At 33.1% G+C, this 22,980-nt stretch carries 18 protein-coding genes and 2 tRNA genes; 11 read left to right on the top strand and 9 right to left on the bottom strand.

The features are described from left to right. Nucleotides 1-92: 92 nt before the first annotated feature. Entirely contained in the window at nt 93-1,376 is a 1,284-nt protein-coding gene (locus Q0772_RS10705) for an NAD(P)/FAD-dependent oxidoreductase (RefSeq protein ID WP_298344187.1), read from the top strand. Between the two features lie 226 nt (nt 1,377-1,602). Here Q0772_RS10705 and Q0772_RS10710 read toward each other — a convergent pair whose 3' ends face one another. Beyond that, nucleotides 1,603-2,154 (bottom strand): DUF1572 family protein, encoded by a 552-nt coding sequence (locus Q0772_RS10710; RefSeq protein ID WP_298344190.1) that lies wholly within the window; start codon nt 2,152-2,154, stop codon nt 1,603-1,605. Between the two features lie 15 nt (nt 2,155-2,169). Further along, nucleotides 2,170-2,652: a peptide-methionine (R)-S-oxide reductase MsrB gene (msrB, locus tag Q0772_RS10715; protein ID WP_298344643.1), complete on the bottom strand. Its 483-nt coding sequence runs from the start codon at nt 2,650-2,652 to the stop codon at nt 2,170-2,172. A gap of 207 nt (nt 2,653-2,859) precedes the next feature. Here msrB and Q0772_RS10720 point away from each other — a divergent pair, with 207 nt between their 5' ends. The 3 genes from Q0772_RS10720 to Q0772_RS10730 all read left to right on the top strand — a co-directional run bounded on the left by Q0772_RS10720 (nt 2,860) and on the right by Q0772_RS10730 (nt 6,064). Beyond that, on the top strand, nt 2,860-3,678 hold the full coding sequence (locus tag Q0772_RS10720) for a M48 family metallopeptidase (protein WP_298344193.1): 819 nt from the start codon (nt 2,860-2,862) through the stop codon (nt 3,676-3,678). Nucleotides 3,679-3,740: 62 nt separating this feature from the next. Further along, a complete protein-coding gene (locus tag Q0772_RS10725; RefSeq protein WP_298344196.1) occupies nt 3,741-5,042 on the top strand; it encodes an MFS transporter in 1,302 nt (433 codons plus the stop codon). 92 nt (nt 5,043-5,134) lie between these two features. Beyond that, complete coding sequence (locus Q0772_RS10730) at nt 5,135-6,064, top strand: DUF6252 family protein (RefSeq protein WP_298344198.1); 930 nt, start codon at nt 5,135-5,137, stop codon at nt 6,062-6,064. A 122-nt stretch (nt 6,065-6,186) separates the two neighbouring features. Here the strand turns inward: Q0772_RS10730 and Q0772_RS10735 are convergent, their stop codons facing one another. From Q0772_RS10735 to Q0772_RS10750, 4 genes are all read right to left on the bottom strand, one after another. Continuing rightward, the gene (locus tag Q0772_RS10735; RefSeq protein ID WP_298344200.1) at nt 6,187-6,912 is read right to left on the bottom strand and encodes a head GIN domain-containing protein; all 726 of its coding nucleotides are present in this window, start codon (nt 6,910-6,912) and stop codon (nt 6,187-6,189) included. Nucleotides 6,913-6,924: 12 nt separating this feature from the next. Beyond that, on the bottom strand, nt 6,925-7,467 hold the full coding sequence (locus Q0772_RS10740; protein ID WP_298344203.1) for a hypothetical protein: 543 nt from the start codon (nt 7,465-7,467) through the stop codon (nt 6,925-6,927). A gap of 10 nt (nt 7,468-7,477) precedes the next feature. After that, nucleotides 7,478-8,038: an RNA polymerase sigma factor gene (locus tag Q0772_RS10745; protein ID WP_298344205.1), complete on the bottom strand. Its 561-nt coding sequence runs from the start codon at nt 8,036-8,038 to the stop codon at nt 7,478-7,480. A 113-nt stretch (nt 8,039-8,151) separates the two neighbouring features. Then, a complete protein-coding gene (locus Q0772_RS10750) occupies nt 8,152-10,698 on the bottom strand; it encodes an ATP-dependent Clp protease ATP-binding subunit (RefSeq protein WP_298344646.1) in 2,547 nt (848 codons plus the stop codon). 261 nt (nt 10,699-10,959) lie between these two features. Between Q0772_RS10750 and gyrA the strand changes: the two genes are divergently transcribed. Together gyrA and Q0772_RS10760 are read left to right on the top strand one after the other, a co-directional pair. Beyond that, nucleotides 10,960-13,497, top strand: a complete 2,538-nt coding sequence (gyrA, locus tag Q0772_RS10755) for a DNA gyrase subunit A (protein ID WP_298344208.1) — start codon at nt 10,960-10,962, stop codon at nt 13,495-13,497. Nucleotides 13,498-13,527: 30 nt separating this feature from the next. Then, complete coding sequence (locus Q0772_RS10760; protein WP_298344210.1) at nt 13,528-14,781, top strand: tetratricopeptide repeat protein; 1,254 nt, start codon at nt 13,528-13,530, stop codon at nt 14,779-14,781. Between the two features lie 53 nt (nt 14,782-14,834). Here Q0772_RS10760 and Q0772_RS10765 read toward each other — a convergent pair whose 3' ends face one another. Next, a complete protein-coding gene (locus tag Q0772_RS10765; protein ID WP_298344213.1) occupies nt 14,835-15,584 on the bottom strand; it encodes a C40 family peptidase in 750 nt (249 codons plus the stop codon). 9 nt (nt 15,585-15,593) lie between these two features. Then, a complete protein-coding gene (locus tag Q0772_RS10770; protein WP_298344216.1) occupies nt 15,594-16,772 on the bottom strand; it encodes an acetyl-CoA C-acyltransferase in 1,179 nt (392 codons plus the stop codon). 119 nt (nt 16,773-16,891) lie between these two features. Here Q0772_RS10770 and Q0772_RS10775 point away from each other — a divergent pair, with 119 nt between their 5' ends. The 3 genes from Q0772_RS10775 (at nt 16,892) to Q0772_RS10785 (ending at nt 19,237) form a co-directional block, all read left to right on the top strand. Beyond that, the gene (locus tag Q0772_RS10775; RefSeq protein WP_298344219.1) at nt 16,892-18,946 is read left to right on the top strand and encodes an HDIG domain-containing metalloprotein; all 2,055 of its coding nucleotides are present in this window, start codon (nt 16,892-16,894) and stop codon (nt 18,944-18,946) included. A gap of 97 nt (nt 18,947-19,043) precedes the next feature. Next, nucleotides 19,044-19,132, top strand: a tRNA-Ser gene (locus Q0772_RS10780). A gap of 30 nt (nt 19,133-19,162) precedes the next feature. Then, nucleotides 19,163-19,237, top strand: a tRNA-Pro gene (locus Q0772_RS10785). 90 nt (nt 19,238-19,327) lie between these two features. On the opposite strand, the gene Q0772_RS10790 is transcribed toward Q0772_RS10785, so the two are convergent. Continuing rightward, complete coding sequence (locus Q0772_RS10790; RefSeq protein WP_298344221.1) at nt 19,328-20,170, bottom strand: AraC family transcriptional regulator; 843 nt, start codon at nt 20,168-20,170, stop codon at nt 19,328-19,330. Between the two features lie 131 nt (nt 20,171-20,301). Here Q0772_RS10790 and Q0772_RS10795 point away from each other — a divergent pair, with 131 nt between their 5' ends. Next, on the top strand, nt 20,302-21,258 hold the full coding sequence (locus Q0772_RS10795; RefSeq protein WP_298344224.1) for a dihydrodipicolinate synthase family protein: 957 nt from the start codon (nt 20,302-20,304) through the stop codon (nt 21,256-21,258). Between the two features lie 198 nt (nt 21,259-21,456). Continuing rightward, nucleotides 21,457-22,980 carry an aldehyde dehydrogenase (NADP(+)) gene (locus Q0772_RS10800; protein ID WP_298344227.1) on the top strand — a complete coding sequence of 508 codons (1,524 nt, stop codon included), beginning with the start codon at nt 21,457-21,459 and terminating at the stop codon, nt 22,978-22,980.

Genomic DNA, 22,980 nt, shown 5'->3' on the forward strand with positions numbered 1-22,980 from the left:
AGCTGCGAATTTACAAAATCGAATTTGAATAAAGAATTTAGATCTTATAATTTTACATCTTTATAGTACCTTTGCAACGCAAGTATTTATTTATGAACATACCTAGGACGAGTTTTCCCCGAATTGTAATAATTGGAGGTGGTTTTGCAGGCGTTGCTTTAGCAAAAAAATTATCAAAACAAGAAGTACAGGTTGTACTTTTGGATAAGAATAACTACCATACTTTTCAACCCTTATTATATCAAGTGTCAACAGGTGGTTTAGAACCAGATTCTATTGCTTACCCAATCAGGAAAATTTTAAAAGATTTCCCTAATTTTTATTTTAGGTTAGCAGATGTTGAGGAGATTGATGCAAACAAAAACAAGATAAAAACTAATATAGGTAATTTAAAGTTTGACTATTTGGTTGTGGCATCAGGCTCAACAACCAACTTTTTTGGAAACACAGAAGTAGAAAAATATAGTATGGCTATGAAAACCATACCACAATCTTTAAACCTTAGAAGTTTAATTCTTGAAAATTTTGAAGAGGCCTTATTAACTTCAGATTTAAACGAGCGTAATGCCTTAATGAATTTTGTGATTGTTGGAGGAGGTCCAACAGGAGTGGAGCTTGCAGGTGCATTGGCAGAAATTAAAAAAGGTATTCTTCCAAAGGACTATCCAGATTTAGATACGCGCTTAGCCCAAATTCATATTATTCAATCCAGTGATTGTATTCTTAAGGGAATGAGTGAAAAAGCCTCTGCAAAGGCCGAAGACTTTCTAGAAAAATTAGGAGTTAACATCTGGAAAAATGTTAGGGTAACCAATTATGATGGTAAAACGGTAACTACTAATACTGATTTAACCTTTGAAACCGCCACCGTAGTATGGGCAGCTGGCGTAAAAGGAGCAACCATAAAGGGGTTAGATGCAGAAGATTTTGTAACTCGAGGCAATCGATTATTGGTTAACGAATTTAATCAAGTAAAAGGTTACGAGCATATTTTTGCAATAGGTGATATTGCTTGTATGGCATCAGAAGCGTTTCCTTACGGCCACCCTATGATGGCGCAACCAGCCATACAACAGGGCGATCAATTAGGCGATAATATTCTGGAACTTTTAGAAAGTAAACCTATGAAACCTTTTGCTTATAAAGATAAAGGAGCCATGGCAACCATAGGCAGAAATAAAGCTGTAGTAGACTTGGAAAAATGGAAGTTTCAAGGCATTTTTGCTTGGTACGTCTGGATGTTTGTGCATTTATTTTTCCTAATCGGTTTCAGAAACCGCATGGTGGTATTCGTTAACTGGGTGTATAATTATATCCGTTTTGATAGAGAAGCACGCTTAATTATCCGTCCGTTTAAAAACAAATTAAAACATTAAATTATTTGGGCGAGTTGCCAAGAAAAATGGCAAACAGGCTTTCACTACTCAATCCCTCCTTCGTCGGGGATTTCAAACATGCCGTTCAATCCTTCTCGCGGGTATACTTGCTAGATTGTAAACTCAACCATTTGTTCAGTTTCAATCAGTAAACATACAAAATATAAAGGATGCTAAAATTTAGTAAGTAACAACTGCAAACACCTACTGAATACTGCGACTTATTTTATAAGTCATCCGTAAAATGGCGTTTACCTTTTTCTTTATTAAACTTATCTTTATTATAATTGATAGAATCCCCTTTCGGAATAGATAAAGACATCCATTTTTCTCCTTTTAAAAGCTTTCCTAAAAACACAATCTGTCCAATATGGTAGGCGTAATGAGCTAATTGTCTATTAATAGCTTCGGTAACTGTATGCCCACCATGTCGTATATAAATAATGCGTTCTAAATCTTCTGTTTTTAATGGTTTAATAGCTTTAAATAAACAGTGCCAGCCGTTTTCCCAGGCAGCAACAAGTTCCTCCTTAGAATTAAAACTGTCTATAAACTCATCATCTCTATTGCGCCATTCTTTTTCACCATCCTCAGTTAGAAAATTCGTCCATCTACTTAGCATGTTACCCACCATGTGCTTTATTATAATAGAAACGCTGTTAGAATCTTCATTACTCTGCCACTGAATCTCATCTAAAGTAAGCTGTTTAAAAGTTTTATCACCTAGGCTTTTGTAATATTCAAATTGTTTAATCACACCATTTAAATAACTCTCCATAAAACAAATTTAGTATTATTCATTTTTTATAAACTTCAAAGAAACACCATTTATACAATGACGTTTGCCTGTTGTTTCTCTTGGGCCATCATTAAAAACATGTCCAAGGTGCCCGCCACAAGTAGCACAATGCTCTTCGGTTCTGGCATATCCTAAATCATAATCTGTAGAAAACGCTACATTACCTTTAATTTCTCTATCAAAACTAGGCCAACCAGTACCAGAATCAAATTTATGTTTACTTTTAAAAAGAGGAGTATCACAACCCTTGCATAAATACAAACCAGCTTCATAATTTTTATTCAATGGGCTAGTAAAAGCACGTTCGGTACCTGCTTGTCTTAATACATAAAATTCTTTAGGAGATAATTGGGTTTTCCATTCAGCTTCTGTCTTTTCAACTTTGTAAGTTACTTTTTTTTCTTCAGATTTTTTTTGAGCTAAAGAATTACAATTAACAAAAAATACTAGAGTGATAACAATCAATAATTTATGCATAGCTAAGTCGTTTTTTATTGTATTTAAGTCGTTTGTGTTTACCAAACTTAACAATAATTCATCTAAGATAAATTTAATAGTCATTAAGTTATTTAAAGTATTAGATATTTTTATATTTTTGGATAGATGTGACTAATGGGTGAATTAGGTGTCACAATTAAAAATACAATTTTTGTATTTCTACTAAATTAGTTAAATATAATAACGATGAAAATTAAAAAGACATTCATTTTGTTAGCTATTGCTGTAATTGTTGTGGCATGTGCTACCAATCCATTTACAGGAAAAAAGACAATGGCATTAGTTCCTAACTCTCAATTGTTTCCAACAGCCTTTGCTCAATATAGTCAGTTTTTAAATGAAAACAAGGTTGTTACTGGCACTAAAGATGCAGAAATGATCACTCGTGTTGGTCAAAAAATTGCTGTAGCTGCAGAACGTTGGCTGAATTCTAATGGGCATCAAGGATATTTAAAAGATTATAAATGGGAATATAATCTAGTTGATGATAAAACGGTAAATGCTTGGTGTATGCCAGGTGGAAAAATTGTGTTTTATACAGGTATATTACCAATTGCTAAAAATGAGGCAGGTGTAGCAGCAATTATGGGGCACGAGGTAGCTCATGCTCTAGCAAACCACGGACAACAAAGAATGAGTGCAGGTATGTTACAACAATTTGGAGCTGTGGCAGGAAATATTGCGATAAAAGATGAGCAATCTAGAAATGCTTTTAATCAATATTACGGTATAGGTTCTCAATTAGGTGTTATGTTGCCTTTTAGCAGAAGTCATGAAACAGAGTCTGATCAAATAGGTATTTATTTAATGGCTATAGCTGGTTATAATCCTAATGAAGCTGCAGAATTATGGAAGCGTATGAAAGCAAATAGTGGAGGACAAGCCCCACCAGAGTTTATGAGTACACACCCAGCTAACGATACAAGAATTGCTAACTTAACAAAGTGGGCGCCAAAAGCTAGGGCAGAAGCTCAAAAATTTGGGGTAACTACATTTAGACAATAGTTTACATATATAAAATATTTGATTACTTTAGAAGCTGCTCATAAACGGGCAGCTTTTTTATTATGGCAGTATTGGAAAAAGGAAGTAAAAAACTTTTAAACGCTTGGGCATTTTACGATTGGGCTAACTCGGTTTATACATTAACTATTGCGTCTTCTATATTTCCTCTCTTTTATTCTTCATTATTCGATTCTAAAGAAGATTTAGTTTCTGCTTTTGGTTTTACAATGAAGCAAGAAACTTTAATTACCATTGTAACTGCATTCACATTTTTAGTTGTTGCTATTTTATCACCAATTCTCTCTGGAGTAGCAGATTATATTGGTAATAAAAAGAATTTTATGAAATTCTTTTGCTATGTTGGTTCTGCTGGTTGTATAGGATTATATTGGTTTAACTTAAGTTTTGTTCATTTAAGTCTTTTGTTTTATTTTATGGGGTTAATTGGATATTGGGGAAGCTTAGTTTTTTATAACTCTTATTTGCCAGATATTGCATTTGAAGAGCAGCAAGATAGTATTAGTGCAAAAGGGTTTTCCATGGGTTATATAGGTAGTGTTCTTTTATTGATACTTAATCTAGTTATGGTAATGAGTCAAGAAGATAATGCTGATAAAATTGAAATGATGCGTTACTCTTTCATTACAGTTGGTATTTGGTGGGCTTTATTTAGTCAATACACATTTTATATATTGCCTAAAGGTGTTTCCTCTGGACATAAAGTTACAAATGATATTGTGCTTAATGGTTTTCGTGAATTAAAATTAGTATGGAAACAATTAAAGCAAAACTTGAGGTTAAAGCGCTATTTATATGCTTTTTTTGTATTTAGTATGGCTGTGCAAACCATTATGTTAATGGCTGTATATTTTGGAGAAAAAGAGATTGAATGGGTATCTGATAATGAAAAAACAATAGGTCTTATTGTTAGTATTCTAGTGATTCAATTAGTTGCAATTGTTGGTGCGATTTTAACGTCTAGATCAGCTTCTAAATATGGCAATATAAAAACTCTTATTACTATTAATGCAATATGGATGTGTCTTTGTGTGTATGCCTATTTTATGATAACTCCACAAGAGTTTTACATTGCTGCAGGATTAGTAGGGTTAGTTATGGGAGGTGTTCAATCTTTAGGTCGTTCAACATATTCAAAGTTTTTGCCTGAGACTGATGATACTACATCGTATTTTAGCTTTTATGATGTAGCAGAAAAGATAGGTATTGTAATTGGTATGCTTATTTTCGCAGTTGTTTCTGAATATAAATCTATGCGATACGCTATTTTATTTCTGTTCGTATTCTTTTTAGCTGGAATTCTTTTATTGATAAGAGTGCCTAAAAATGACTCGCAAGACGTTTAAGTTTCGTTTATCTAAAAAATCTTCATTTTGAAGTAAGAAATGACAGTTTAATAAATTGAATTCTTATGTTTGTTCAACTTTACAACAAACAAATGAAAACTACTATTAAATTCCGTTACCTCTTTACGATTTTTTTCGCTTTATTATTTATAACCTCATGTAATATTGAGCCTTTTGAGGGCGAAATTCCAGAAGGAGAAATTGCAGAAGGTGATGATGATGTTTCAGGGGTTTTTCAAGTAGATTTTGATTCTCAAACTTATGTTGCAGATGTTGTTACAGCTTCAGTATCTGATGGTATAATTAACATATCAGGTTTAAAAGGAGATAACCAAGAGTTAATTACGTTAACTGTATTTGCAAGTACTGTGGGAACTTATAATATTGGTATTTCTGATGGTATTGAAGTGAATGGAGCAGCATACAATACCAATTCAAAAGATGGATCTGGAGACACTTGGATAGGGGCTACAAACTTTTTAGATAGCCAAGGGCAGATTACAATTACAGAAATTGATAATGAAGGTGAAACAATTTCTGGAACTTTTTTCTTTACTGGTCATAATCCAGATTTAGGAATTAAAGAATTCACAAATGGAGTTTTTGAAAAAGTATCTTTCGCAGCAGTTTCATCAGGGTCAGGTGAAAATTCATTTTTCGCAAAAGTAGATGGTGTAGAATTTGTAGAAGAAAAAATTAATGCTATATCGGTAAGTGCTGGTGGTATTTCAAATTTAGGTATTAGTGCTACAATAGGTAGTTCGCGAGTTCTTGGTTTAAATTTGGATCCAAATGTTACTCCAGGAGAGTATGAACTTTCTACATTTGGAATACCTAGCGGATTATATAGTAAGTCTTTTAGTGAAAGCTTTTCTTCTGATTCGGGAAAGGTTGTTATTACGCTGCATGATAAAGCAAATAGAAGGATAGTTGGTACTTTTGAGTTCACAGCAAAATCTTTTTTAAGTCCAGATGAATCTTATGAGATTACTGAGGGTAGTTTTGATGTTACTTACTTTTGATTCTAATGATGGTATATTAAATAAAAACAATTCAAGAGATAAAATCATATAGTGTAAATAAAAAAAAGCCATTTCCTTAGAAATGGCTTTTTTTTATTGTCGTAAATATTTGATTGATTATTTTAGTTCTTAGAAATGTCACCAGAACCAGCTATCTTTTTATCAACTTCAGGGTTGCCTCTGTAAACAATATCTCCTGACCCGGCAACTCTCGCTTTTAAAGTTTTATTGCTTACCACTTTCGCGTCTCCAGAGCCTGCGACAGCCACATCTGTATCATCGGATTGTAAATCAAATCCATGAAAGTCTCCTGATCCAGCAACTCTTGCTTCTAAGGTATTTGTTTTCCCTTCTAATGTTAAATCGCCCGATCCAGCAATAGCACCTTTTACAAAATCAGTTTCAACTTCAAGTTTAACATCTCCTGAGCCTGCTAGAGAAACACTTAAGTCGTCTGATTTAATAATATCTTTATTGTATAAATCACCAGAACCAGCTAGGGATACTAAACTTATATCTTTAAAAGGGATAAAAACTTTAATGGTATTGTTCTTATAACTCATACTAATACCTTTTTTAGTCTTAACAATTAACTGATCGCCCTTAACTTCGGTAATAACGTATTCTAAGAGATTGGAATCTCCCTCTAAAGTTAGTTTTCCTTCCTCGCCAGCTTCAAGAATAAAATCCATAGAGCCAGCACATTTAATACCATCATAATCACCAGTTGTTCTGGTTTCTTTAATAACGTTTCCGTTTCCTTTTACTTTTTTGTTTCCCCATAATTGTGCATAAGTAGTGCCTACTAGCATTAATGACATAAGTGTTAGAGTAATTGTTTTTTTCATGATGTTTAAAATTTAAATGATTGTTATTTGATTATTAGATTTTTTTAATACTTCTATTTTTTCTTTGGTATCTTGTATTACATTAATTCTGCTTTGAAAGTTTAGAATCATAGCGTCTAGAACTAATTGGTTATTTGGTTGTTCTTTTAAGCCTAATATTAATTGATTATAATCTTCTTCTAAAATTTTAATTTGAAACAAGGCATCAACAATTATTTCTTGATATTCTGGCATATCTTCACTATTCAGATTTTCTAATTCCTTTTTAAGAGAAGTCATAAATAGCGTTTCGGTTTTCGCCATTTCTGGCGAGATATCTGCTAGATTAATTTTGGTATCTTCTTTAGGTGAAAAAACAAAAAGGGACACTAATAAAGCAATTGATGCAGCAATACCTAAAAATGGTTTCCAAATATTTTTGCTTCGATGATTAGTAATTGATTTTTGAGTATTAAGTTTTTGTAAAAAACGTGATTCATGCCCAAAATCTGGGTTTTCAATATCAAAATCGTTTTCAAGATTTTTGAATAAACTATCTATATTGTCTTTGCTCATAATCAATTTTTTAAGAGATAATTAATTGTAGTTTTTGTCTTAAACTTTCCTTGGCTCTGGATATGGTTGTTCTGCAATTGGCATTAGTAATCTTCATAATCTCACTAATTTCCTCATAATCATAGCCTTCAATTAAATTGAGAGTTAATGCGATTCTATAGTTGTCTTTTAGTTTTTCCATAGTGCTTATAACTTGTTGTGCTTTTAAGTTTGTAAATTCATAATTGCTGTTGATTCCTTGTGAACTATCTTCAACTTTAAAGAGGATGTCATCAATTGATGTTTCTTTGGTCTTTATGTTTTTTTTGTACTGATATATACTATTGTTTACTACTATACGCTTTAGCCATGGACCAAAAGTAGATGCGTTTTTTAAGTTGTTTAATTTTGTAAATGCCGTTAAAAACGAATCTTGCATAATATCTTCAGCTTCATAGCTGTTTTTTACAATACGTAATGAAACATTGTACATGGTTTTATAATATCTATTGTAAATTTCCAATTGCGCTGATTGGTTTTGGGATTTACAAAGATTTACAAGCTGTTCTGTGTTTAGTTTGGTTAGCGTCACAAAAATATCTTTACATTATAGATAGGTGGGTGTTCTATTTGTTACAGTTTTTCAAAAAAAAATCCCACTTTATTCTTAAAGCAGGATTTTAATAGTTATTTAATTCAGTATTATTAAGACTCCGTGGGCTTTTCAGCTTTATCAATGGTAATACTTAACTCTTCTGTTTTTTTGTCTAAATCTATTTTTATATTGTCACCATCTTGAAGGTTGGAAGCAACAATCTCTTCAGCTAGAGCATCTTCAACATATTTTTGTATAGCTCTTTTTAGTGGTCTAGCACCATACTGCTTATCAAAACCTTTTTCAGCAATAAAGTCTTTAGCACTATCAGTTAGTGTTAGGTTGTAACCTAGTCCTTTTATTCTTTTTAAAAGCTTTTCAAGTTCAATATCAATAATTTTATTGATGTCTTCTTTTTCAAGTGCATTAAATACAATAACATCGTCTATTCTATTTAAAAATTCTGGAGCAAATGATTTTTTTAATGCATTTTCAATAACACTTCTAGCATTGGCATCTTCTTGTGCTTTTTGAGAAGCGGTTCCAAAACCAATTCCTGTACCAAAATCTTTAAGTTTGCGTGCACCAATATTAGATGTCATGATAATGATAGTGTTTCTAAAATCAATCTTTCTACCTAAACTATCAGTTAAATATCCATCATCCAAAACTTGAAGTAGCATATTAAACACATCAGGATGCGCTTTCTCAATTTCATCTAATAAAATAACAGCATAAGGTTTTCTTCTAACCTTTTCAGTTAATTGTCCGCCTTCTTCGTAACCTACATACCCAGGAGGCGCACCAATTAAACGCGATATAGCAAACTTTTCCATATACTCACTCATATCAATTCTAACAAGTGAATCTTCGCTATCAAATAACTCTCTAGATAAAACCTTGGCTAACTGCGTTTTACCAACTCCTGTTTGACCTAAAAATATGAAGGAACCAATAGGTTTGTTGGGGTCTTTAAGTCCTGCACGATTACGCTGAATGGCTTTAACTACTTTTGCCACAGCATCGTCTTGACCAATAACTTTTCCTTTAATAAGGTTTGGTAATTCAGCCAATTTATTGATTTCAGTCTGAGCAATTCTATTTACAGGAACACCTGTCATCATTGAAACAACATCAGCAACATTATCTTCTGTAACAATTTCGCGGTGTTGTTTTGTTTCCTCTTCCCATTTTTCTTGGGCTACAGCTAATTCTTTTTCAAGACGCTTTTCATCATCTCTAAGTTTAGCAGCCTCTTCATATTTTTGCTTTCTAACAACAGCATTTTTAGATTCTTTAATGGCCTCTAGTTGCTTTTCAAGCTCAATAACTTGTTTAGGGACGTCAATGTTAGTTATGTGAACGCGTGATCCAGCTTCATCTAAAGCATCAATAGCTTTATCGGGCAGAAATCGTTCAGTCATATATCTGTTAGTTAACTTCACACAAGCTTCAATAGCTCCTGGAGTATAGTCAACATTATGATGATCTTCGTATTTACCTTTTATGTTATTAAGGATTTCTATAGTTTCTTCAACCGTGGTAGGTTCAACAATTACTTTTTGAAAACGACGTTCTAAGGCGCCATCTTTTTCTATATATTGTCTGTACTCATCCAAAGTTGTAGCACCTATGCATTGAATTTCCCCTCTGGCTAAGGCAGGTTTGAACATATTTGAAGCATCTAAACTTCCTGTAGCTCCGCCAGCACCTACAATGGTATGTATCTCATCAATGAATAAGATAACATCGTCGTTCTTTTCAAGCTCGTTCATAACAGCTTTCATACGTTCTTCAAATTGTCCGCGGTATTTCGTACCAGCAACTAAACTGGCTAAGTCTAGAGTAACTACGCGTTTATTGAATAAAATACGAGAGACTTTTCGTTTAACAATTCTAAGTGCTAAACCTTCAGCAATGGCAGATTTACCAACACCAGGTTCTCCAATTAAAAGAGGGTTGTTTTTCTTTCTTCTACTTAAAACCTGAGAAACACGCTGAATTTCCTTTTCTCGCCCTACAACAGGGTCAAGCTTACCTTCTTCGGCTAAAGCTGTTAAATCACGTCCAAAATTATCTAAAACAGGAGTTTTGGACTTCTTGTTGGACTTTCCGGTTGGGGAGTTAAAAATATCACCTTTTGAAGATTCTTCTTCTGGTATGTTCTCGTCATCTTGAAATTCAGATTTGGGCTCTATGTAATCGTTGTCGTTTGTAATCATAAGTTTAAATTGTTCTTTAACATTGTCATAGTCAACTTTTAATTTATTTAAAAGCTTAGTAGTTGGGTCGTTTTCATTTCTCAAAATACACAATAATAAATGCGCTGTGTTAATGGAAGTGCTTTGAAAAAGTTTAGCTTCTAAAAAAGTAGTTTTTAAAGCACGTTCAGCTTGCCTAGTTAGGTGTAAGTTCTTTTTTTGATTAGACGCTATAGAGATATTTGGGTTCGCAGGACTAAGTATTTCAACTTTTCGTCTTAAGTGGTTTAAATCTATATCTAAAGCGTTTAATATATTTATTGCTTTCCCATTTCCGTCTCGTAAGAGTCCAAGCATTAGGTGTTCAGTGCCAATAAAATCATGGCCCAAACGCAAGGCTTCTTCTTTGCTGTAAGCAATAACATCTTTTACTCTTGGTGAAAAATTATCATCCATATTATTTTGTCCTTTCTGCATTAAAAATACTAAAACATTTTACGTAAGACAAAAACTATACCTTAAATTGTCTGTAAAATGCTAATTGACAAAAAAAACTTTATAAAATCAAAATTTTTGATATCATACTTATTAACTAAATAAGTCGTTAAAATTGTTAATAAATAACATGAAAAAGGAAAGTTGGTAGTCTTACTATGACTGTCTAAATTCTTATATTAGCATGTTTTGAAAATCACATAAAACTAAATTAAATTATTTATGGCAGAAGGAGAAAAATTGATCCCTATTAATATTGAGGATGAGATGAAATCGGCCTACATTGATTATTCAATGTCAGTCATTGTGTCACGTGCTTTACCAGATGTAAGAGATGGTTTAAAACCAGTTCATAGGCGCGTGCTTTATGGTATGCATGAACTGGGTGTTAGAGCAAATTCAGCACATAAAAAATCCGCAAGAATAGTTGGAGAAGTTTTAGGTAAATATCACCCTCATGGTGATACTTCGGTTTATGATGCAATGGTTCGTATGGCTCAAGAATGGAGTTTGCGATATATGCTTGTTGATGGACAAGGAAATTTTGGTTCTATTGATGGAGATAGTCCTGCAGCAATGCGTTATACAGAAGCGCGTATGCGAAAGATTTCTGAGGACATGTTGGCAGATATCGAAAAGGAAACTGTAGATCATAAATTGAATTTTGATGATACGCTAAAGGAGCCTACTGTTTTACCTACGCGTATACCTGGGCTTTTGGTTAATGGTGCATCAGGTATTGCTGTTGGTATGGCAACAAATATGCCGCCTCACAACTTAGCAGAAGTGGTTGATGGAACTATAGCGTACATTGAAGATAATGATATTGAGATTGATGAGCTTATTAAACACGTTAAAGCGCCAGATTTTCCAACAGGAGGGACTATTTATGGTTATGATGGTGTGAAGGAAGCTTTTCAAACAGGAAGAGGGAGAATCGTTATGCGAGGGAAAGCGAATATTGAAGAGGTTAATGGGCGTGAGTGTATTATAGTTGATGAGATTCCTTATCAGGTTAACAAAGCAGATATGATTAAAAAAACTGCTGACTTGGTAAACGACAAAAAACTAGAAGGAATTGCTACAATTCGTGATGAGTCTGATAGAAATGGAATGCGTATTGTATACGTTTTAAAGCGTGATGCTATTCCTAACATTGTGTTAAATAAATTATTTAAATACACAGCGCTACAATCTTCATTTAGTGTAAATAACATTGCATTAGTTAATGGTAGACCGCAATTATTGAATCTTAAAGATTTGATTCATTATTTTGTTGAGCATAGACATGAAGTTGTAGTTAGAAGAACAACCTATGAATTACGCAAAGCTGAAGAAAGAGCGCATATTTTAGAAGGTTTAATTATTGCTTCAGACAATATTGACGAAGTTATCGCTTTAATTAGAGCTTCTGCAAATGCTGATGAAGCTAGAGAGAAGTTAATTGAACGCTTTAAGCTATCAGAAATTCAAGCTAAAGCAATAGTTGAGATGAGGCTACGTCAGTTAACTGGTTTAGAACAAGATAAGCTTCGTGCAGAATACGAGGAGTTGATGAAGACTATCGAAGACTTGAAAGATATCCTAGAGAAAAAAGACCGTAGGATGGATATCATAAAAGAAGAGTTGCAAGTAGTTAAAGATAAGTATGGTGATGAGCGTCGATCTACTATTGAATATGCTGGAGGAGATTTAAGTATTGAAGATATGATTCCTGATGAAAAAGTGGTAATCACAATTTCGCACGCTGGATATATTAAACGTACATCACTAACAGAATATAAAACTCAAAATAGAGGAGGTGTTGGTCAGAAAGCATCAACTACACGTAATGAGGATTTCTTAGAGCATTTATTTGTTGGTACTAACCATCAGTATATGTTGTTTTTTACGCAAAAAGGAAAATGTTTCTGGATGCGTGTTTATGAAATTCCAGAAGGAAGTAAGACTTCAAAAGGGCGTGCTATTCAAAATCTTATAAATATTGAGCAGGATGATAAAGTGATGGCTTTCATTTGTACTCAAGATTTAAAAGATGAAGATTATATTAACAGCCACTATGTGATTATGGCTACTAAGAAGGGACAGGTCAAGAAAACCTCTCTAGAACAATATTCTCGTCCTAGAACAAATGGTATAAATGCCATAACTATTAAAGATGATGATGTTTTATTAGAAGCTAAATTAACTACAGGTGAGAGTCAAGTAATGTTAGCATTAAAATCAGGTAAAGCTATACGTTTTGAAGAAGCCAAAACAAGGCCTATGGGAAGAGGTGCTTCAGGTGTTAGAGGGATTCGTTTACAAGATGAAAAAACTGACGAAGTTATTGGTATGATAGCTGTAGATGACATGGAGAGTAATGTACTTGTGGTTTCTGAGAATGGATATGGTAAACGTTCAAGTTTAGAAGACTACCGAATCACTAATCGAGGCGGTAAAGGTGTAAAAACCATATCAATAACTGAAAAAACTGGAAACTTAGTTTCAATAAAAAACGTAACTGATGACGACGATTTAATGATAATCAACAAATCTGGTATCGCTATCAGAATGGCGGTTAAAGATTTAAGAGTTATGGGGAGAGCTACACAAGGAGTTAAATTAATAAATTTAAAAGGTAAAGATTCTATTGCGGCTGTTGCAAAAGTGATGCATGATGAAGATGAAGTAGATAGTATAGAAGATCTTGAAGGACCTGAAAACACTAGTAGATCAGAGGATGGCACAACTATTGATAATGATACTAACGATAAATAACACTAAAAGTTAAACTTAATATTAATTAAAATGAAAAAACAAATTATTATAGCTTTAGCACTAACGATTAGTGCGTTTTCATTTGCTCAGAAAAAAGAATTGAAAGCCTTAGAAAAAGCTGTTAAAAGTAAAAACTATGCCGCCGCAAAAGAAGCTTTGAAAATTGCTGAACCCTTATTAGCTTCTATGAATGAGGATATGAAGTCTAAGTATTATTATCTTAATGGGGTAACATTGTTTGCTGATGGAAAAGGCAGTGAACTTGACGTTGAGCAAGCTTTTGCAAGTTTTGAGAAAGTGAAAGGAAAGTACAAGCTTGAGGTTAAAAAAATCAAAGATGGTATGTATAATGATTTTTTAACAAAAGGAAATAAGGCTTACGAAGCTCAAGACTACAAGCAGGCATCTCTTCTTTTTGAAAAAACATATAAAGCAAGAAAAACGGATACGATTTTTTTGTATTATTCCGCATTAACTGCTGTTAATGTTCAAGATTATGATAGATCTTTAAAACTATATAACAAGCTTAAGGATATTGGTTATACTGGAATAGCTAAAGAATATTATGCCACAGATAAGGATACAGGTAAAGAAGTGATTCTAGATAAGAAAACTAGAGATTTATATGTGAAAGCAGGAAGTCATATTAAGCCAGGTGAGCGTATATCAGAATCTAAAAAGCCAGAGATTGTAAAGAACATAGCATTAATTTATATTACTAAAGGAGATAACGAAAAAGCATTAGCAGCTATTAAAGAGGCAAGATTAGAAAATCCAGAAAATGTTGATTTAATAATTAACGAAGCCAATATTTATTTCCAATTGAAAGATGAAGATAAATTTAAAGAAGTAATTGAACAAGCATTGGAAAAAGATCCAAATAATGCGGCACTTCATTACAACGTTGGTGTTGTTAATATGAATAAAGGAAACATTGAAGATGCGAAAAAATCTTTTGAAACGGTACTTGGCTTAGATTCTAAAAATTCTGATGCAGCGTTAAATTTATCTAACATATACATAGAGAAAGGAAATGTTCAAATTGAAGAAATGGGTAAATTGGGATTGAGTAAAGCAGATAATATTAAATATGAGGAATTAAAAGTTGAAAAGAATGCTTTATTCCAAAAAGCCGCCGATGTTTTAACTGATTTTATTGGTAAAAATCCTGAAGCTAGTGTAGATGTTTTAGTTCAGTTGAAAAACATATATAGTGCTCTTGGCGAGGTTGAAAAATCTAAAGAAGTAGCAGCTAAAATTGATGCCATAGATGGTGGTCAATAATATAATCCTAACATACTAAGAATAAAAAAAAGCTGCTATTTAAGTAGCTTTTTTTATATAATTTTTTTAATAACTCTTAACTTATGCGTGTGGATGTTTTTGTCAACATTATAAATCCCAGAATGATCTAAACGGTCTATACGTACTTTACCATGAGCATGAATAATATAATTGTCTTTCATTATTATGCCAACATGAATTATGTTACCTTCATTATTATCAAAAAAAGCTAAATCACCTGGTTGGCTTTCCTCAATAAAACTTAATGCTTCGCCTTGAGTAGCTTGTTGAGATGCATCGCGCAAGAGTTTATAACCATTTAATTTATATACCATTTGCGTAAAACCAGAGCAGTCTATACCAAAAGGTGTTTTTCCACCCCATAAATAAGGAGCATTTAGGAAAGTAAAAGCAGTTTTAACAATGTTAGGTTTGGTTGCTTTATCGTTAATAGAGTTGCCTTCGTAATTATGGTTTAATAATGATAAACCATTTAGTTGAGCTCCAATAGGAATTGGGAAAAGTTGATGGTTTTCATCTTCGATAAACTCAACTAAATCAGTAGATAGTTTTAGAGGTTCTTTTGATAGAGTTTTGTATTCACTCTCGTTAATTTCAATATGCTGCTTGTTATCTATCCAGCCTTCATATTTGTCAAAAGCTAATCTTATCTTGCTCCATTTTTTGCGTTGTTCTAATATTTTGAAGAAATCACCATAGATCACTTGTGAAACTAATTCACTTGTGTCAGTAGGTTCATTTCGAAGCGGAACAATACTTAAATTACAAATACCGTATAGCATTAAAATTTTTTAGTTACGTTCAATGATTAATGCAGATGCGCCACCACCACCATTACAAATAGCAGCAGCTCCAATTTTGGCATTATTCTGCTCTAAAACATTTAATAAAGTAATAAGAATTCTAACGCCAGAACACCCAAGTGGATGTCCTAACGAAACAGCACCTCCATTTACGTTAACATTACTATCTGTAAGCCCAAGAATTTTCATATTAGCTAAACCAACAACAGAAAAAGCTTCATTAAACTCAAAATAATCAACATCATTTATTGAAATTCCAGCTTTATCTAGTGCTTTTGGAAGAGCTTTTGCAGGTGCAGTTGTAAACCATTCTGGTTCATGAGCAGCATCAGCATAACTTTTTATTGTTGCTAATGGTTTTAAACCTAGCTCATCCGCTTTTTCTTTACTCATTAAAACCATAGCACCAGCACCATCATTAATGGTTGATGCATTTGCAGCTGTAACGGTACCTTCTTTAGTAAAAGCAGGACGCAATTGCGGAATTTTTTCTATTCTCACATTGGTATACTCTTCATCTTTCGATATAACTTTAGGCTCACCTCTACGTTGTGGTACTTTAACAGGAACTACTTCATTGTCAAATTTACCTGTTTCCCATGCTTTTGCAGACCGATTGTAAGATTGGATGGCGTAAGCATCTTGGTCCTCTCTCGAAAACTCATATTTTGTGGCACAAGCATCTGCGCAAACCCCCATGGCATTCTGGTCGTATGCATCAACTAAACCATCTCTTTGCATGCCATCAATTAAAGTTGCTGGCCCAAATTTTGTCGCACTTCTCGCATGTAAATAATGAGGAATTTGACTCATGTTTTCCATGCCTCCTGCAACAACAATATTAGAATCTCCTAAAGCAATTGATTGTGCTGCCTGCATAACAGTTTTCATACCCGAAGCGCAAACTTTGTTAACAGTCGTGCAAGGTACTTTGTTTGGAATACCTGCAAATATCGCAGCTTGTCTAGCAGGTGCTTGACCTGTGCCAGCTTGAACTACATTGCCCATTAAAACTTCTTCAACCAATTCAGGTTTTAGTTTAATTTTTTTCAAAGCACCTTGTATAGCGATAGCGCCTAATTTTGGAGCAGGAACAGTTGATAAAGCCCCTAGAAAACTCCCAATAGGAGTTCTTGCTGCAGATACAATAACGACTTCTTTGCTCATTATTCTAATATTTTAGTTTAGTACTTGCGAAAATAATGATTTTTTTGGTAGAATTTTGAAAGATAACCGCAATATAAAAAATGGTAAAAGCTTTTAATTTTATTACATTTGGTTTCAAGATGAAAGACTTTATAAATAAACTATATAAAAACCATTCTTTGATTTATAAAGGGTTGTTATTTCTGTCTACAACCTTTTTAATTGTGTATTTGTTTCCTAAAAGCGGAAAGTTTAAATACAATTTTGAAAAGGGAAAGCCTTGGCAATCTGAAAGCCTTCAGGCGCCATTTAATTTCGCTATAAAGAAAACAAATGATGAAATAGCTCTAGAGAAAAAAAGTATAGTCAGTAATGCTAAGCTTTATTTTGATATTGATAATTCAATAAAAGAAAAAGTTAAATATTCTTATGAAACTACGTTTAAAGTAGTTTTTTCAGATACCTTACCAAGATATACTAATGATAAATTATTTGGTGTAGGTCAAAATATTATTAGAGAACTTTATAGTTATGGTGTTTTAAACGAAAATTATGATTTCCCTGACAATAAGTCTATTGTTATTCTAGATGGGAGAGAAAATAAAAAAGAAGGTTTTTATTCAAGTCTAATACAACAAAATGATGTTAAAAATGTCATCAATAGTACATTGGCTAAAAATAATCTATCAGTTTATGAAACTGAATTTGTGTCATTGTTTTTTGATTTAGTCGAGCCTAACTTGGTATTTAATAAACCGTTTACCGATAAGGTCATTGAAGACGATTTGAATCAGATTTCTTTTACCAGAGGAAGTGTTGCTAAAGAAACTCTAATTGTTTCAAAGGGAGAGGTTGTTGAAGGTGATAAGTATCAGGTTTTAAAGTCGTTACAATCTGAATATGAATCACAAGTTTGGAATGAATCAAATTATAATTGGGTTTTGTTTGCATATACCTTACTTGTTGCTTTAGCATTATTAATGTTGCTTCTCTTTTTGCGAAAATATAGAGTAAAGGTTTTTGAAAATAATACAAAAGTCACTTTTATTTTCTTTAATATTTCTTTGATGATATTTATAACAACTTTAGTGGTTAATTATGATTCAAAGTATATTTATATTGTGCCTATTTGTATTTTGCCATTAGTGTTTAAAGCATTTTTTGATGCGCGATTAGGTTTATTTGCCCACGTACTAACAGTACTACTGTTAGGGTTTATTGTACCAAACAGTTATGAGTATATGTTTCTTCAGATTATTGCGGGTATAGTAACTATTTTAACAGTTTCAGAGTTGTATAAACGCGCTAATCTTTTTATTTCAGTCGGTCAGATTACACTCATTTATATTATAGCTTATTTTGCTTTTTTTGTAATTCATGAGGGGAGTGTTGAGACACTTAATTGGGAAACCTTTATATGGTTTATTCTTTGTGGTTTAGCAACGCTATTTGTTCAGCCATTAATTTATGCTTATGAAAAACTTTTTGGTTTAGTTTCAGATGTTTCATTATTAGAGCTATCAGATACCAATACTAAATTATTAAAGGAGTTATCTAATAAGGCTCCTGGGACCTTTCATCATTCTTTAAATGTTGCCAATTTAGCAGAGGCCTCAGCTAATGAGATTGGAGCAAATGCTATGTTGGTTCGAGTAGGTGCTTTATATCATGATATTGGAAAGATGAAAAATCCAACATTTTTTACTGAAAATCAATCTACAGGAATTAACCCACATGATGAACTCTCTTCAAAAGAAAGCGCTGAAATCATCACAAATCATGTTATCAACGGCATTGAAATAGCTAAAAAGAATAATTTACCTGATAGGGTTATTGATTTTATAAGAACACATCATGGTACTAGTGTAGTATATTACTTTTATATGAAAGCGCAAAAGGCTTTTCCAGATATAGAAATAAGTAAGGTAGATTTTAGTTACCCTGGACCTAAACCCTTTAGTAAAGAAACTGCTATTTTAATGATGTGTGATAGTGTCGAGGCTGCATCAAAAAGTTTGAAAGAGCCTACTTCAATAAAAATTGATGCTTTTGTGGAAAATATAATTAACAAGCAAATTGAAGAAGGACAGTTTCTTAATGCTAACATTACTTTCAAGGAGATTCAATCCATAAAAAAAGTGTTAAAGCACAAGCTTGCAAATATTTATCATTTACGAATAGAATACCCAGAATAAAAACTAAAAAAAAAGGAAGAAAATGTTTGTGTTCTTTCAGATGAAAAACTAAATTTGCATCCGCATTTAAATAAAATGTGTAGTTCTTAACTAAATTGGAGAGGTGCCTGAGTGGCCGAAAGGAGCGGTTTGCTAAATCGTCGTACCTAGAAATAGGTACCCAGGGTTCGAATCCCTGTCTCTCCGCATTTTTTTTTTAAAATTAGATAACCAATTCGGGGTGTAGCGTAGCCCGGTTATCGCGCCGCGTTTGGGACGCGGAGGTCGCAGGTTCGAATCCTGCCACCCCGACTTTATAAAAGCAAATAAAACTTGATGATAATTATATTCATCAAGTTTTTGTTTTTTATGTCAATTGTTTAATTATTAGGGTAAGGAACGCTATTTACGTTTCCTAACAAAAGAAGGAATGTATCCTTTTACTTTTTTATACTGCCTATTAAAATTAGACAAATTGTTAAACCCTGATAATTCAGCTATTTCAACAATAGGTAAATCTACGTGTTGTTTTAAAAGTCTTGTAGCGTGTTCTACCCGTATTTCATTTAAAAAGGTAACGTAAGTTTTATTAGTTCGTTTTTTAAAATATTTACAAAATGCATTTTTAGTCATATTCGCCTCATTTGCAATAGTTTCTAATGAAATGTCTTTTTGATAGTTAGTCATCGTATATTCAAAAACATGGCGCATACGGTTACCCTCGTTATCAGAATAGGTTTTTTCATATATAAAAGTGGAAAGTGTTTCAGATTTAGCAGTAGTAATATGTTTTAAAATTTTTAAAAACAAAATAAATCGTTCTAATTTAGATGATTTTTTTAGTTTTTTAAAGCATTCTATAATTTCACTTTTATTGTTTTTTACAACCAAACCCTGCGTAGATTTTACAAAAAAACGGTTAAGTTCTGTAAATTCACTCAATTCAAAAAAAGTATCACCAAAAGAAGATTCAGTAAAAAATAAACTCAACATTTTAGATTCAGTTACACCGTGTTTGTCACTTTTAAAAGCGTGTGGTAAATTGCTGCCAATAATAAAAATATCATTTTCTACATAACTAGAAATATGATCACCTACCAGTAGTGTTCCGTTTCCTTTTTCTATAAAACTAAGCTGAATTTCATTATGTTGATGCAACTTATCATAAAAAACAGCTTCAATATCTTCTTGATAAACTAATGCGCTATTTTCTGGCTTTGGTATTTTAAAAGGGTGTATTTTCATTAATACAAAAATATTCAAAATATAAATATAATTTGAATGAATGGATAATATAATACTAAAAACGAATAATTTAATAGTATTGTTGATGGTAATATTTATATAGTTTTATAACTCATTAAAAAGAATAAAAAATGAAATCCAATTGGGATGGTGTAATGCCTGCAGTTTTTACATGGTTGAAAGCGTCAAAATCTGGTACTCTTGAAATTGATTTTGATACAACACAAAAACAGGCCGCAGGTATTTTAAAAGCTCAAGGAAAGGGCGGAAGCAGAATGAGCGGACTTGTTGGTTCTGGTACTCTGGGCGAGAATAGCTATTTGAGTAACAAACAGCGCCTTTCTTTACTTAAATCCCTTTCTGAGGTTGCTAAGGAATACAATGTTCCGTTAATCAGCGGAGCTTCAGCAGAAACTAAGGAAGAACTTGCCAAAATCATTGAAGGGCTTGCAACAGTAGGAGTTGATACAGTAATGGTTATGCCGCCAAAAACTAAGGAGATTCCTTCTGAAAAAGAGATGTATGAGTATTATGCGTTTTCTGAAGTAACTGCAAAGGATATAGGTATAACAATGATGCCTTATAACAATCCTGATGCAGCTGGTTATCATTCGCTTTCAACGGATCTTCTTTTAAGGCTTTCTGTGCTTCCTAATGTGACAGCTCTTAAAATATCGACTATAGATGTTTCAATTATTGAAACACTGATGCTAGAAAACAAAGATTTAAAAGTTTTGGCAGGAGTAGATACAGTTACTGTACATGCAGGACTCGCTGGAGCGTGTGGTGGTATTACAGGTGTTGGTTGTATCTTTCCAAAAGCTAGTGTTACCATGCAGGAGTATGTTTTAAATGGGGAATGGGCTAAGGCAAACAAAATTTCTCAGGCTTTAAATTCCATATCCTATCTGGATGCTCAGCCGTTGCTTTTGGAATATCTAAAACTTGCTATGGGAATTCACCATAATGATGTTGCTGGAGGGCTGCGTACCTTTGGTAAGAAATTAACTAAACAGCAAATTGATGATGTCCATGCAAGATATATTCTGGCAAAAGAAAGACTTGAAGTTTTGGACTTAATAAGTTGATCTTTTTAAATATTTAAAAATGAGAAAACTTCGTTTTTACAGAAAACAAATATGTAGATTTTATAACACGTTTATCACAATTATAGAGATGTTTATGAGAAAAGATTTTTCATTTTAAGGTATTTTGTAAAAATACCTATTATCAAAAAAAGTAGTTTACAAACGAGTAAATTAAAAAACATTTAAAAATAAGTAACAATGACTACAGGAAAAAACTATATCGGGCAAACACTTAAAGCCTCAGGTAATAGTACTTATAAAACCGTAAACCCTAAACTAAATATTGAAAACCCAACACCGTTTTTTGATGCTACGGAAGCTGAAGTAAATGAGGCTGTAAACTTAGCTTGGGATGCATTTAGAACATACAGAAAAGTCTCAGGAGAAAAGCGTGCTGCTTTTTTAAACGCTATAGCCGATGAGATTTTAGCTTTAGACACAACATTAATCGACATGTATATGTCAGAATCTGGTTTGCCAGAAGGAAGAGCGGTTGGAGAGCGTGGTAGAACTATTTTCCAGTTACAATCTTTCGCTGCATTAATTGAGAATGAAATTTGGAGAGATAATATTTTTGATGCCGCAGAGCCCGATAGAAAACCATTGCCAAAAGCAGATTTAAGAAAAACCTCTATTCCATTAGGACCTGTAGTTGTTTTAGGAGCAAGTAATTTTCCACTGGCATTTTCCACTGCAGGTGGAGATACAGCTAGTGCTTTGGCTGCGGGTTGTCCTGTAATTGTAAAATCGCACCCAATGCATTCTGGAACAGGAGAATTGGTTGCTAATGCAGTTATTAAAGCAGCAAAAGATACAGGAATGCCAAATGGCGTGTTTTCAAATTTAAACGGAAAAAGTGTAGAAGTAGGTTCTGCATTAGTAAAACACTCAAAAGTTAAAGCAGTTGGTTTTACAGGAAGTGTTGGAGGAGGAAGAGCTTTATTTAATCTTGCGGCTGAGCGTGAGGAACCTATCCCTGTTTTTGCTGAAATGGGAAGTATAAACCCTGTAATTATTACACCTCAAGCTTTAGAGAAGCGTTCAGAAGCTTTGGCATCTCAATATGCAGGTTCTATTACTTTAGGAACTGGTCAGTTTTGTACCAATCCGGGGTTGTTACTAACCATAGCTAGTGAAAAAACAGAACAGTTTGTAAATGATTTAGCAGATAAAACCGTAGCCATTGAGGCGCAATGCATGTTGCATCCAAACATTAAAGCAGGTTTTTTAGAAAATGGAGCAAAAGTATCTTCACAAAATGGTGCAGAGACCGTTGCCAAAATTGAAAGTGATGTTGCACCAAATTATGCTCCGTCACAAATTGTAAGTGTTTCAGGAAAAGACTTCTTAGAAAATCCAAAAATTCAACAAGAAGTGTTTGGTCCATTTTCATTGGTAGTAAAAGCAAAAGATGAAGTAGAATTAATTAATATCATCAACGGTTTAGAAGGTCAACTAACAGGAACAATTATTGCAGAAGAGGACGAATACGCGCAACTTCATGATATAGTTGATGCGCTTGAAGATAGAGTAGGACGTTTAATATTTAACGGTGTGCCAACAGGCGTTGAAGTATGTCCATCTATGCAACATGGAGGACCATATCCTGCATCTACAGATTCTAGGTTTACGGCTGTTGGAACCAATTCAATTAAACGTTGGGTTCGTCCGATAAGCTACCAATCTTTTCCAAAAGAATTATTACCAGAAGCTATAAAATGA

This window comes from uncultured Algibacter sp., assembly GCF_947490405.1.
Taxonomy (GTDB): domain Bacteria; phylum Bacteroidota; class Bacteroidia; order Flavobacteriales; family Flavobacteriaceae; genus Algibacter_B.